The sequence below is a fragment of the Janthinobacterium sp. BJB446 genome (assembly GCF_002735655.1).
GTDB lineage: Bacteria > Pseudomonadota > Gammaproteobacteria > Burkholderiales > Burkholderiaceae_D > Janthinobacterium > Janthinobacterium lividum.
This window is the reverse complement of the sequence record NZ_PDZK01000003.1, coordinates 433129-447260: the sequence shown is the minus strand read 5'-3', so window position 1 is coordinate 447260 and position 14132 is coordinate 433129. Positions and strand designations below refer to the sequence as shown.

At 61.3% G+C, this 14132-nt stretch carries 10 protein-coding genes; all 10 read left to right on the top strand.

Features of this window, described 5'->3' with window-relative positions; translation table 11 throughout:
• Positions 1–457: 457 nt before the first annotated feature.
• The 10 genes from CSQ92_RS21405 to nusA all read left to right on the top strand — a co-directional run bounded on the left by CSQ92_RS21405 (position 458) and on the right by nusA (position 14132).
• Positions 458–2290 (top strand): ABC transporter substrate-binding protein, encoded by a 1833-nt coding sequence (locus tag CSQ92_RS21405; RefSeq protein WP_257219310.1) that lies wholly within the window; start codon positions 458–460, stop codon positions 2288–2290.
• Between the two features lie 28 nt (positions 2291–2318).
• Positions 2319–3257 carry an ABC transporter permease gene (locus CSQ92_RS21400; protein ID WP_034782513.1) on the top strand — a complete coding sequence of 313 codons (939 nt, stop codon included), beginning with the start codon at positions 2319–2321 and terminating at the stop codon, positions 3255–3257.
• A 9-nt stretch (positions 3258–3266) separates the two neighbouring features.
• Positions 3267–4376 carry an ABC transporter permease gene (locus CSQ92_RS21395; protein ID WP_034782514.1) on the top strand — a complete coding sequence of 370 codons (1110 nt, stop codon included), beginning with the start codon at positions 3267–3269 and terminating at the stop codon, positions 4374–4376.
• Between the two features lie 9 nt (positions 4377–4385).
• On the top strand, positions 4386–6077 hold the full coding sequence (locus CSQ92_RS21390) for an ABC transporter ATP-binding protein (protein ID WP_099389532.1): 1692 nt from the start codon (positions 4386–4388) through the stop codon (positions 6075–6077).
• Positions 6078–6104: 27 nt separating this feature from the next.
• Complete coding sequence (locus CSQ92_RS21385; protein ID WP_099389531.1) at positions 6105–7067, top strand: VTT domain-containing protein; 963 nt, start codon at positions 6105–6107, stop codon at positions 7065–7067.
• A 389-nt stretch (positions 7068–7456) separates the two neighbouring features.
• Positions 7457–8476, top strand: a complete 1020-nt coding sequence (locus CSQ92_RS21375) for a glucokinase (protein ID WP_034782520.1) — start codon at positions 7457–7459, stop codon at positions 8474–8476.
• Positions 8477–8875: 399 nt separating this feature from the next.
• Complete coding sequence (gene scpB, locus CSQ92_RS21370; RefSeq protein WP_034782524.1) at positions 8876–9670, top strand: SMC-Scp complex subunit ScpB; 795 nt, start codon at positions 8876–8878, stop codon at positions 9668–9670.
• Positions 9663–11738, top strand: coding sequence for a 23S rRNA pseudouridine(2605) synthase RluB (gene rluB, locus CSQ92_RS21365; protein ID WP_099395317.1), 2076 nt, complete (start codon positions 9663–9665; stop codon positions 11736–11738). Before scpB ends, rluB begins: the two co-directional genes overlap by 8 nt.
• A gap of 343 nt (positions 11739–12081) precedes the next feature.
• Entirely contained in the window at positions 12082–12570 is a 489-nt protein-coding gene (rimP, locus tag CSQ92_RS21360; protein WP_034782527.1) for a ribosome maturation factor RimP, read from the top strand.
• Positions 12567–14132, top strand: coding sequence for a transcription termination factor NusA (gene nusA / locus CSQ92_RS21355; protein ID WP_034782529.1), 1566 nt, complete (start codon positions 12567–12569; stop codon positions 14130–14132). Before rimP ends, nusA begins: the two co-directional genes overlap by 4 nt.

Genomic DNA, 14132 nt, shown 5'->3' with positions numbered 1-14132 from the left:
GTCAACGCGCACACATGCTCTTTCAGCATGGAAACAACAGTGTTTTTTATAATGTTGATGTGTTTCAATATGTGCAATTATTTTAATGTTGCACTGCGCCGCATATTTTCCGTACTGCCATAAAAACCGTTGTCATTCTGGGCCGTAAGGGTTTCTACCAAGTCGGTTTTTCATGGTGGTGAGCTGCCTTTGTTGCACTGCGGAAGATTTCCTCCATGGGGCAGGCGGGCGTGGCTGCGTGCCACGCCCTTGCTGCGGCTTTTCGCCCGGCGAACAAAATATGCGTTATCGTTACGCCTTTTTCCAGCTCGCCTGCATGCGGACGGGACGGACGATGAACAAGGCATAGATCTTGCGAGGATGGACTGGTTTTGGCGGTGGAATCCTGTATCCCAGGGGGAAGCCAGTACAAGCGCACCAATACGGTGCGACAGATAATCGAGATGAAGGGTATTACATGAAGTCACCATGGATGCGGCGCGTGGCGCTGCTCGCTTGCCTGGCCACCCTGCCGCTGGCGGCCATTGCCGTTGACGCCGCCCCCGCGGCCGCGCCGGTCAAAACCTTGCGCTATATCCTGCCGGCCGCCGAGACGGGCTTCGATCCCGCCACCGCGCGCGACCTGTATTCGAACCACATCACGCAGGCCGTCTTCGACACCCTGTACACCTATGATTATCTGGCGCGCCCCGTCAAGGTGGTGCCCGGCGCGGCCGCCGCCATGCCGGAAGTGTCGGCCGACGGCAAGACCTACACCATCCGCCTGAAAAAAGGCATCCTGTTTACGCCCGACGCCGCGTTTGGCGGCAAGCGCCGCGAACTGACGATGGCCGATTACGTGTATTCGTGGAAGCGCCTGTTCGATCCGCGCCTGGCCTCGCCGCACAGCTGGCTGTTTGAAGGCAAGGTGGTGGGGCTGGATGACCTGGCCAAGGACGCGGCCAAGGCGAACAAGCTGGACTTCAACAAGAAGGTGGCCGGCCTGGAAATCCTCGACCCGTACACCTTGCGCATCACGCTGACCAAGACGGATTTCAATTTCCCCATGATCCTCGCCTACGTGCCGACAGCCGCCGTGGCGCGCGAAGTGGTGGACAAATACGGCGACGTGAAGGGCGAAGTAGGCTCGAATCCCGTCGGCACCGGCTACTACACGCTCGGTGAATGGACGCGCGGCAACCGCATCGTCCTGAACCGCAATCCGCAGCATTTGCCGGAAACGTGGAATTTCATGGCCGGCGACGACCCGGACGACCAGCGCATCGTGCGCCAGATGCAAGGTAAACGCATTCCCGCCATCGACCGCATCGAAATTTCCGTGATGATCGAAGACCAGTCGCGCTGGCTGTCCTTCCAGAGCGGCGGCACGGACGTGTTCTGGCTCGACGGCCCGCTGGCGCCGAAAGCATTGCTGAACGGCAAGCTGCGTCCCGAGCTGGCGGAGAAGGGCGTGCAACTGTCGCGCCTGCTTGACCCCGAGATCAGCTATTACTACTGGAATATGGAAGACCCGACCCTCGGTGGCTTCAGCAAGGAAAAGATCGCCCTGCGCCGTGCCATTGCCATGGCGCACAATATCGATGAAGAAATCCGCATCATCTGGAATGGCCAGGCCAAGCGCCTCGACTATCCGATCCCGCCCGGCGTCGTCGGCTACGATCCGCACTACAAATCTCTGCTGCAATACGATCCCGTGCTGGCGAACAAACTGCTGGATAAATTCGGCTACAAGAAGGGCGCCGATGGCTGGCGTACTTTGCCTGACGGCAAGCCGCTGCTGATCCGCTACGCTTCGCGCAACGAAGCCAATGGCGTGCTGCAGGCGGAAATGTGGCGCAAGACGTACAACTCGCTGGGCATCCGCATGGAAAACGACCGCATGATCTTTTCCGACATTTTAAAAACGGAAAAGCAGTGCAAGATGCAGACGCGCACGGCGCCATGGCTGGCCGACTATCCGGACGGCGACAATTTCATGCAGCTGTTCTATGGCCCGAACACGCACCAGAACAACAATGGCTGCTACCAGGATCCGGAATACGACAAGTGGTATGCGGCCAGCCAGGCCATGCCTGCCAGCCCCGAGCGCGACGAGCTGTTCCACAAGATGGCGCGCCGCCTGGAAGTCAATGCGGGCGCCCTGATCGGCTATGCGCGCTACCGCAACATGCTGGCGCAAAAGTCGGTGCAGGGCTACAAGAAGCACCCGATCCTGTTCCAGGAATGGGCGTACATGGATATCGACAGCACGGGCACGCCGGTTGTTACTCCGGCTCCCGCCAGCAAATAAGCGCGGCTTATAACGACAAGGAATCATTATGTTTGCTTATATCCTGCGCCGCTTGTGGCAGATGCTGCCCACCATGCTGGGCGTGGTCCTGCTGGTGTTTATCCTGTTCAACTGGGTGGGCGGCGATCCCGCCTACATCCTGGCCGGCAAGATGTCTAGTGCGGAAAGCATCGCCAACATCCGCCGCCAGCTCGGTGTCGACCAGCCCTATTATGTGCAGCTGTGGATCTTCATCAAGCAGATCGTCACGTTTGACTTCGGCCAGAGCTGGGCCACGGGGGAATCCGTGTCGCACATCATCACCTCACGCCTGGGGCCGTCGATGATGGTCTTGATCCCGCTGACCGTGCTGGAAACGTTTTTTGGCGTGGCGCTGGCGCTGGCCATCGCTTTCGTGCGTGGCTCGCTGACGGACCGCGCCGTCATGATCGCCTGCACGGTGGGCATGTCGATTTCCATCCTCGTCTACATCATCGTCTTCCAGTACGGCTTCGCCTATAAACTGGGCCTGTTCCCCGTGCAAGGCTGGGGCGACAGCTTCTGGGAAAACCTGCTGCGCTATTCCACCTTGCCAATCCTGATCGGCCTGGCCGTGTCGATTGCGCCGACCCTGCGCCTGTTCCGCACCTTCGTGCTGGACGAGGCCAACCAGGATTACGTGCGCACGGCCCGCGCCAAGGGCCTCAAGGAAGGCCGCATCATGTGGGTGCACGTGCTGCGCAACGCCGGCATTCCCATCATTACCTATGTGATGTCGAACTTGCCGGCCCTGCTGATCGGCGCTTTCCTGTTGGAACGCTTTTTCGGCATCCCCGGCATCGGGCGTGAAGTGATTCTGGCCGTCGAGCGCAGCGACTTTCCGGTGATCAAGGCGATCACCGTGTACGTTGCCGCCGCCACCATGCTCTTCAACCTGCTCACCGACCTGCTGTACCAGGCGGTCGATCCTCGCGTACAACTGAAGTAGAAAGAGACGATGTCGAAACCTCATACATCGCCCGGCCTGTGGGCCCTGGCGTGGCGCCGTTTGCGCGGCGACAAGATTGCAATGGTATCGCTGGCCGTGGTCGGCGCCTTTTTCCTGCTGGTGCTGGCCTCCGCCAGCGGCCTGGTCGCCTCGAACTGGGAAGACGAAGTGGCCGTCAGCTATGCGCCGCCCACGTTTGTGGGTGCCGACAGGGATGTCGCCGCCGATGGCGCGATGCCCGTGACGGACGAGCGCAGCGCACCGACCCCCGTCAACGTGCTCGATCCGCTGGCCGACGATATCGCCGAACTGCGCGCCCAGATGGGCAGCAACCCATCGGCTGGCGTCGAGATGTACGGCGTCACCGACCCGCTGGCCGACGACTTGACGGCCTTGCGCGCCGGCATGGGCAAGGCCAAGAAACTCGTCACGCACAAGGCGGCAACACTGCCGTTCGGCGCCGACAAGTGGGGCCACGACATCCTGCAGAAAACCGTCAAGGGTGGCGAAACGTCGATCGTCGTGGGCCTGGTGGCGGCCTTGCTGGCCGTCGTGCTGGGCACGATTTTTGGCGCCGTGTCCGGCTACTTTGGCGGCGTCGTCGATGACTTCTTCAACTGGTTCTACAGCATCTTCACGTCGATTCCGTCCATCCTGATGATCTTGACGGTGGCGGCCGTGCTGCAGCAGAAGGGCGTGCTGACCATCGTGCTGATCCTGGGCTTGACGGGCTGGACGGGGCCGTACCGCTTGATCCGCGCCGAATACATCAAGCACAAGGCGCGCGAATACGTGATGGCGGCCGACGCGATTGGCGCTTCGCACTGGCGCAAGATGTTTTCCCACATCTTCCCCAACGTCAGCCACGTGGCGCTGGTGCAGATGTCGATTCTGGTCGTGGGCTTCATCAAGGCCGAAGTGATTCTGAGCTTCCTCGGCTTTGGCGTGCCGGTGGGTACCGTCTCGTGGGGCAGCATGCTCAACGAGGCACAAAATGAACTGATCCTGGGCAAATGGTGGCAGCTGACAGCGGCCGCCACGGCGATGGCCGTGCTGGTGACGGCGTTCTCGCTGTTTACCGATGCCTTGCGCGATGCGCTCGACCCCAAAGTGAAATAGGAGTTGCTCATGGACCAGAATAACCTGTTGGAAGTGCGCGACCTGCGCGTCACCTTCCGCCTGGACAAGAAGACCACGTTCGAAGCCGTCAAGGGCATCTCGTTCAACGTGCCGCGCAACAGCACCGTCGCGCTGGTGGGGGAATCGGGCAGCGGCAAGTCCGTCAGTTCGCTGGCCGTGATGGGTTTGTTGCCCCCGGATAACACCATCATCGATCCCGCCTCGAGCATCCATTTTGGCGGGCGCGATCTGCTCAAACTGTCGATCGCCGAGCGGCGCACCATGTGCGGCAAGGATATCTCGATGATCTTTCAGGAGCCGATGTCGTCCCTGAACCCCGTGTTTACGGTCGGGTTCCAGATCGCCGAAGTGTTGCGCCAGCATATGGGCATGAACCGCAAGCAGGCGCGCGCGCGCACGCTGGCGCTGCTTGAGGAAGTGGGCATACCCGATCCTGCCACCAAGATCGACGCCTACCCGAGCCAGATGTCGGGCGGCCAGCAGCAGCGCGTGATGATCGCCATGGCGATCGCCTGCGAACCGAAGCTCTTGATCGCGGACGAGCCAACAACGGCGCTGGACGTGACGATCCAGAAGCAGATCATGGACTTGATCGCGGCGCTGCAAAAGAAGCATCAGATGTCGGTGCTGTTCATTACCCACGACCTGGGCCTGGTGGGCGAGATCGCCGACCAGGTGATCGTCATGCGCCACGGCGAAGTGCGCGAGACGGGGGAAGTGCGGCAAGTGTTTGAAGCGCCGCAAGACAGTTATACCAAGGCCCTGCTGCATTGCCGCCCATCGCTGGACGAGCGCCCATGGCGCCTGCCCGTCATCGCCGACTATATGGACGGCAAGGCGGGCCCCGGCATCGAGGTGAAACAGCGCACGCGCGGCTACACGCCCGGTGACGAGCCCGTGCTGGTGGTGAATAACTTGAGTAAAAGTTTTTACACACGCGAGGGACTGTTCGGCAAGCGCGAGTTCCAGGCCGTCAAGGATGTGTCGTTCACTTTGCCGCGCGGCAAGACGCTGGGCGTGGTGGGCGAGTCCGGCTCCGGCAAGACGACGGTGGGCTTGACCCTGCTGCGCCTGCACCAGGCAACGGGCGGTACGGCCATGTTCCACGGCAAGGATCTGATTGCCATGCCGAACAGGGAATATTTGCCGTATAAACGCCGCATCCAGATCATCTTCCAGAATCCGTATGCGTCGCTGAACCCGCGCTTTACGGTGGGACAGATCCTCCTGGAACCCATGCGCATCCACAAGATCGGCGCGAACGACCAGGAACGCATCGCCAAGGCCTACTGGCTGCTCGACAAGGTTGGCTTGCCGGAACAGGCCTTCCACCGCTATCCGCACGAGTTTTCCGGTGGACAACGCCAGCGCATCGCCATTGCCCGCTGCCTGACCATGCAGCCGGAAATTCTCGTCTGCGACGAATCCGTGTCGGCGCTGGACGTGTCGGTGCAGGCGCAGGTGCTCAATCTGCTGCAGGACTTGCAGGATGAATTCGGCCTGTCCTACATCTTCATTTCGCACGATTTGTCCGTGGTGAAATATATCGCCGACCAGGTGATGGTGATGCACAAGGGGCAAGTGGTGGAACTGGCCGATTCGGATGAGCTGTACCGCAATCCCGTGCATCCGTACACGCGCACTTTGCTCAGCGCCATACCGAAGGGCGTGCAGTTGTAAGGAGCTTTTTACGGTAAGATAGCGGCCATGCCCAACCTCATTTATCTGCTCGAACATTACGGTGTCCTGATTGTCTTTGGCATCGTGCTGGTGGAGCAGCTCGGCCTGCCGATTCCCGCCTTTCCCATCCTTGTGGTGGCGGGCGCGCTGGCCGTCGATGGCGACATGAATGGGGGTCTGGTGCTGGCCGCCGCGCTCAGCGCTTGCCTGATCAGCGACTTCACGTGGTTCCGCGCGGGCCGCCATTTCGGCAAGCGCATCCTGCGGCTGCTGTGCCGCATCTCGCTGTCGCCCGATTACTGCGTCAGCCAGACGGAAGACAAATTCAAGCGCTGGGGCCCGAAAGCCCTGATCGTCTCCAAATTCGTGCCGGGTTTCAATACCGTGGCCGCGCCCATGTCGGGCGCGCTGGGCACGCCGCCGGGCCTGTTCTTCCTGTACGCGGGCCTGGGCGCCCTGCTGTGGAGCGGCACGGGCATCGTCGTCGGCGTGATTTTTCATGCCAGCGTGCAGCAGGTGCTCGACTTGCTCAGCACCATGGGCAGCACGGCCTTGCTGATGCTGGCCACCTTGCTGGGCTTGTTCCTGCTGTACAAATTCCTCGAACGCCGGCGTTTCCGCCAGGCCTTGCAGATTGAGCGCATCGGCATCGATGAGTTGCTCGAACTCATAGAGCAGGGCGCAGAGCCGCTGATGGTCGACGCGCGCAGCGCCACGGCGCAGGCGCTGGAGCCGGCCGTGCCGGGCGCCTTGTTTTTCAATGGCAAGGAACCCGTGCCAGCCATGATCGCCATGGACAAGGACCGCCACATCATCGTGTATTGCAGCTGTCCCAACGACGTGACGGCCGCGCAAGTGGCCAAGCTGCTGCACCAGCACGGCTTTCACCGGGCCAAGCCCCTGCATGGCGGCCTCGATGCGTGGAATGCCGCCTACCGCTCGGACCAGCCGGCGCCCGCCAGCCTGCTGGGCGAAGGCTTGCCGTCCTGATCCGGGCTGCCGCCGGCACGCCAGGCTGGCAGCAAGACCCGCAATAAAAAACGGTAGTAATAATACGAAAACACCTTGGCGGCGCCGCCAGGACGGGAGCGCCGCACCGCCGCCGCCGCGTACAAAGCGCCTTTGCGCAAACTCCGGCATACTCTGCTTTCAGGGCGACTCCTGCTGCTGTGCAGCATGCTTTTCGCGTACCTGAGGAGTGCAAGTACTTACTATAAATCATTGTTTCTAAGCAATTTTTGCGCTGCCTGTTGCATTTGGAGTGGAACTACCAATAAAGGCTTGTTTTGATGTACTTAAACTACAAACTTTGCTTGCCTCCGGGCGCATTCATCCTTTAAGCTTGGCGTCCCATGCGTCCCACTTCATCATTTAAAATCATGAGCGCTTCGTCTTCTCCCGTACTGCCGACTTCCGCCTTCGCCGATGGACCGCGCCTGCTGGCCGACGTGGGCGGCACCAATGCCCGTTTCGCCCTGGAAGTGGCCGCTGGCCACATCACCCTGGTGGAAGTGTTACCCTGTGCCGATTACCCGAGCCTGTCCGCCGCCCTGCAAGCCTACCTGGCCCTGCCGCACATCGCCGCCGCCGGCGGGCAAGCCGTGCGCCATGCCGTGATTGCCATCGCCAATCCGGTCGACGGCGATTTCCTCAGCATGACGAACCACCACTGGTCGTTCTCGATCCGCGCCATGCGCGACGAGTGCGGTTTCACGACCCTGGACGTGGTCAACGATTTCACGGCCCTGGCGCGCGCCTTGCCGCAGTTGTCGAACGAGCAAAAGCACCAGGTGGGCGCCGGCACGGCCCGTCCGAACACGGCCATCGGCCTGATCGGCGCCGGCACGGGCCTGGGCGTGTCGGGTCTGATCCCGTCGCACGGCGGCTGGATCGCCCTGCAAAGCGAGGGCGGCCACGTCAGCTTCGCGCCGTTCAATGAAGTGGAAGTGAGCATTTTGCAATTTGCCTGGCGCGAATACGAGCACGTCTCGGCCGAGCGCCTGATTTCCGGCGATGGCCTGGAACTGATCTACCGCGCCCTGGCCGACCGCGCGGGCGTGCCGGCGGAAGACTTGCCGGCGGCGGAAATCACGCGCCGCGCGCTGGCTGGCGAATCCCAGCTGTGCGACGACGTCATCGAAGCATTCTGCTGCATGCTGGGCACGGTGGCGGGCAACGTCGCCGTCACCCTGGGCGCGCTGGGCGGCATCTATATCGGCGGCGGCATCGTGCCGCGCCTGGGGGCGCGTTTCGACCGCTCCGGCTTCCGCGCCCGCTTCGAGCGCAAGGGCCGTTTCGCCAATTATGTGTCGCAAGTGCCGACCTTCGTCATCACGGCGCAGTACCCAGCTTTCCTGGGTGCATCGGCCATTCTCTCGGAGAAACTCGCCTCCCTGTGATATACAGGGTGCGGGCGATGTGTCGCGCCAGGGCCGGGTAAAACGCGTGTTTTACCCGGTTTTGCGCTTTTCCGCTTTTTATCAGGTACAATTGGCATCGTTGGATGAAACGACGACTGTCGCTCTCCCGTCTGGCTGGTTCGCCGCCACGGGAAAAGCAGCTGCTCCGGAGTTCGTTTCATTGCTGGTTATTTAAGGCCAGCACCATGGATGGCAGGACTTTCACTGCATCCGCTTTAGTCCCGCTTTGCGCGCATCGGCCAAGGCGTCGGAAAAACAGCCTCAACTAGTAACCCAGCACGGCGTCATCATGATGTCTGCCATCTGTTACGTTGAAATGAACGTTTTTGATTTCTTTCTCTGCATACGAATTGCAATACACATCCGCACAGAATTGCTATGAATACAATTGAGGCTAAAAAAGTCCTCGAAACCGCGTTGCTGTGCGCTCGTGAATCGCTGACGATCCACAGCTTGAAGAAGCTGTTCGTCGATGCGGACGAGAATGGTCGCGTGCGTGGTGTCGGCGTTGGCGCCGATACGATCAAGCAATTGCTGGAAGAGTTGCGGCAGGAGTGGGAAGGGCGCGGCATCGAGATCGTCAGTCTCGCTTCGGGCTGGCGCTTTCAAAGCCGCCCGGAAATGAAGATGTATCTCGATCGCATGACGCCCGAGCGGCCGCCCAAGTATTCGCGGGCGACCCTGGAAACCCTGGCCATCATCGCCTACCGCCAGCCGGTGACGCGCGGCGATATCGAGGAGATTCGCGGCGTTGCCGTCAATTCGCAGACGATCAAGATGCTGGAAGACCGTGGCTGGGTCGATGCCATCGGCTACCGCGACGTGGTGGGACGGCCGGCCTTGCTGGCCACCACCAAGCAGTTTTTGGATGACCTGGGTTTGCATTCGCTGTCCCAGCTGCCGCCTTTGCAGCAAATCAGTGAAATGCAGGGCAATGGGCTCGAAGCCCTGGAAGCGGCCCTGCAAGAAAATTTTGACAAGGCAAGCAATGAGCTTGTCCCCCAGCTTGGTGCAGGTAGCAATACGGCTGTGACAGATGTAGATGTGACAGCAAGCCTTGATGCCGGCCCCGATGCTTCGCCCACGGACGAAGCCTACACTCACGACCCTGCGCCAGAACTAACGGTTGACGCTGCGCCAGGTCAGCACAGCCAAGAAACGAAGAATGAATAATCCGAACACACCCGAGACAGTAATCGCCAGCGACGAAGCCATCGTTGCCAAGCCCAAGCGCCGCACCAAGGCCCAGATCGAAGCCGATACGGCTGCTGCTGCAGTTGCCGGCGATACCGCCGCTGCCAAGCCGAAGCGCCGCACGAAAGCCGACGTGGCTGCCGACGCGCCCGTTGCCGCTGCTGCGGTAGAAGAAGCTGCGCCTGCCGTCAAGAAAACCCGCGCCAAGCCAGCCCTGAAGGCCGTGGCCGACGCCGCCGAAGCGGCTGCCGAAGCCGTCGCCGCACCTGCGCCGCGTCCACCGCGCGCCCGCGCCGCCGCCAAGGCCGCTGCCGCCGAAGCGGAAGCCGCGCCGGAAGTTGCCGCTGAAAAGCCGGCCGAAGCACGCCCGACCCGCGGTCCGCGCCAGATGCGTGGCGTGCAGGCGGAACGCGCGCTGCGCCAGCCGCCGCGCGCGGAAGCGCCGCAGGCAGCCGATGCCGTTGCCGCAGCGCCTGCCGCGGAGCAAGCTGCCGCGCCTGTCGCCGACGTGTTCGATGCCGAAGGCAATCTCGTGTCCGGCCCGCGCCTGCCGCGCGGTCCGCGCAACGATGTGCCGGGCGCTGGCAAGAATGCCGGCAAGAGCCGCAAGAAAGGCAAGGGCCGCCAGGCTGCGCCAGGCAAGCTCAGCGACGCTGACGCCGTGTTCTCGTTTGTCACCTCCGACGCTTTCGACAGCGAAGAGGGCGGCACGGGCCGCGTGCAGAAAGCGGCCGTGCGCCGCGACCTGACGTCCGACGATGACGCGCCGAAGCTGCACAAGGTGCTGGCCGAAGCCGGTCTCGGTTCGCGCCGCGACATGGAAGACCTGATCATTTCGGGCCGCGTGTCCGTGAATGGCGAGCCGGCCCACATCGGCCAGCGCATCCTGCCGAGCGACCACGTGCGCATCAACGGCAAGTTGATCCAGCGCCGCGTCAGCAAGAAGCCGCCACGCGTACTGGTCTACCACAAGCCGGCCGGCGAAATCGTCAGCCACAACGACCCGGACGGCCGTCCATCCGTGTTCGACCGCCTGCCGACCATGAAAGCGGGCAAGTGGCTGGCCGTTGGCCGCCTCGACTTCAACACGGAAGGCTTGCTGCTGTTTACCACGTCCGGTGACCTGGCCAACCGCCTGATGCACCCGCGCTACGGCATCGACCGCGAGTACGCCGTGCGTACCCTGGGCGAGCTGGAAGAGGGCATGCGCCAGAAACTGCTGGCCGGCGTCGAGCTGGAAGACGGCCTGGCGCAGTTCTCGAAGATCGCCGATGGCGGCGGCGAAGGCATCAACAAGTGGTACCGCGTGGTGATCGGCGAAGGCCGTAACCGCGAAGTGCGCCGCATGTTCGAAGCGATCGGCCTGACCGTTTCGCGCCTGATCCGTACCCGCTACGGCGCCATGACCCTGCCGAGCGGCCTGAAACGCGGCCGCTGGGAAGAGATGGATGAAAACACCGTGCGCGACCTGCTGACCGCCTACGGCATCGAAAAGAAAATGCCGGCATCGGGCGACCCTCGTGCCGCTGGTGCCGCCAAGGGCCGCGAAGCGCGCAAGGCCAGCCGTGATGACGAGCCGAATGGCAACCGTATCGATGTGAGCAACCGCAACGCCGATCCTTTCCCGGTCGCGCCGCGCCGTGGCCAGCCGCAAGGCCAGTTTGCCCGTCCGCAAGGCCAGGGTCGTCCGGGTGGCGCAGGCCGTCCAGGCGAAGCGCGTGGTCCTGGCCGCGGCCAGCCGCAAGGTCCGTTCCAGGGTGGCCAGCCCCGTTCGTCGGCATCGTTTGAAGGTTCGCCGCAAGGCCAGGGTCGTCCGCCGCGTGCGGCAGGCCAGGGCCGTCCGGCCGGTGGTGGCGAAGGCCGCGCGCCGCAGCGCGGTCCGCGCCAGCCCGATCCGCTGCAAACGGCATTCGGCTTCGCCAACACGGGTCCGCGCCGCAATACGGGCGGTGGTGCCGGTGGGCAAGCGCGTTCCGGTGGTCAGTCGCGTGGCGGCATGGACCGTGGCGGCATGGATGGCATGCCGCGCCGCCGCAGCAAAGGTTAATCGGGAAGAGTTTCTTCTTGCGCGCCCGCTGATCTGCTGCGGGTGCGCGCTCTTGTAACTGTTGTAAGCCGGGCCGCTCCTTGCGTGCGGCATTGCGGCGAAGTTAATAAGAGGTTATAATCTGCAGCCTAATAAAAGTTCTCCGCAGGGTTGTTTGGTGGGGAGTGCTTTCATCTGGTTGGGAAAATACAAGAAGATGGGCAGATGCCCATTTTTTTTTTGTTGAACCGTTTGTAATGGCTCCGCAAGGGGCCATATATGACTTGAATGCGTGTTTTGCATGTTGTCGGCGCTCAATGCGGCGCTCTCATGCTGAAAACGGGCCTTATTTCTGGAGAATTTCTTGCAGCAGTTGGGATTAATTGAAAAGACAGTGATTGGTCTGGGCTATGAGCTCGTTGATGTCGAACGTGCCGAGCGCGGACTGCTGCGCGTCTTTATTGATTTCAGCGCCGCCGATGCCGCTGAAAAAGGTCCGATCACGGTCGAAGACTGTGCCACGGTGAGTCACCAGTTATCGCATGTGTTGACGGTAGAGAACGTTCCTTACGAGCGTCTCGAAATTTCTTCCCCGGGTCTGGATCGTCCGGTGCGCAAGCTGGAAGACTTTGTCCGTTTCGCAGGCCAGGAAATCATCGTCAAGCTGATGGTGGCGATGCCGGGTACGAACAACCGGAAATCGTTCCAGGGGATCTTGCAAGAACCCGTGGGCGATAAATTGTCGTTGGAATTTGAAGGTAAGGATGGTCCGGCGATGTTGGAGTTTACGCTCGCGGATGTGGATAAGGCACGCTTGGTGCCGCAGGTGGTTTTTAAGGGACGCAAAGCATGAGCCGCGAAGTTTTATTATTGGTTGACGCGCTGGCGCGCGAAAAAAACGTCGATAAAGATGTCGTCTTCGGCGCCCTCGAATTCGCGTTGGCGCAAGCCACGAAGAAACGGTATGAGGGTGAGGTAGACATCCGCGTTTCGATCGACCGCGAAACGGGCGAATTCGAATCGTTCCGCCGCTGGCACGTGGTGCCCGATGAAGCGGGCCTGCAATTGCCGGATCAGGAGATCCTGCATTTCGAGGCAAAAGAACAGATTTCCGATATCGAAGTCGATGATCATATCGAAGAGCCGATCGAATCCGTTGAATTCGGCCGCCGTTTCGCCCAGGATACCAAACAGGTCGTCCTGCAGCGCGTACGTGACGCCGAACGCGAACAGATCCTGGTCGACTTCCTGGAACGCGGCGATTCGCTCGTCACCGGCACCATCAAGCGCATGGAACGCGGCGACGCCATCGTCGAATCGGGCAAGATCGAAGCGCGTCTGCCACGCGACCAGATGATCCCGAAAGAGAATCTGCGTATCGGCGACCGTGTGCGTGCTTTCATCTTGCGCATCGACCGCAACATGCGCGGCCCGCAAGTGATTCTGTCGCGCACCGCGCCGGAATTCATCATGAAGCTGTTCGAACTGGAAGTGCCGGAAATCGAGCAAGGCATGCTGGAGATCAAATCCGCAGCCCGCGATGCCGGCGTGCGCGCCAAGATCGCCGTCTACACGGCCGACAAGCGCATCGACCCGATCGGTACTTGCGTCGGCATGCGCGGTTCGCGCGTGCAGGCCGTGACTGGCGAACTCGGTGGCGAACGCGTCGACATCGTGCTGTGGTCGGAAGATCCGGCGCAGTTCGTCATCGGCGCCCTGGCGCCGGCGAACGTGTCGTCGATCATGGTCGATGAAGAAAAACACGCGATGGATGTCGTCGTGGACGAAGAAAACCTGGCAATCGCGATCGGCCGCTCCGGCCAGAACGTGCGCCTGGCCTCGGACCTGACCGGCTGGAAGATCAACATCATGACGGCCGAAGAATCGGCTGACAAAGCTGCCCAGGAAACGGCTGCCGTGCGCATCCTGTTCATGGAAAAGCTCGATGTCGACCAGGAAGTGGCCGATATTCTGGTGGAAGAAGGTTTCGCCAGTCTGGAAGAAATCGCTTACGTGCCAATTTCCGAAATGCTGGAAATCGAATCGTTTGACGAAGATACCGTCAATGAACTCCGTACCCGTGCGCGTGATGCGCTCGTGACCGAAGCGATTGCTTCGGAAGAGGGTCTGGAAGGCATGGACGAGGCGTTGGTGGGTCTGGAAGGCATGGACCGCATTACCGCCGGCAAGCTGGGTCTGGCTGGTATCAAGACCGTTGAAGCATTTGCAGCACTGGCATACGACGAATTTGGCGCAATCCTGGCCTTGTCTGCGGACCGTGCGCGTGAACTGATTACAAGTGAATTTAAAGATGTGACCGACGATGAGATGAAGTTGGTTGACTCGAAATACGACGATCGTGCCAAGGCGTTGCAAGCCAAGGCATGGAGTCTGGCCGAATCCGCAAAGGCTTAA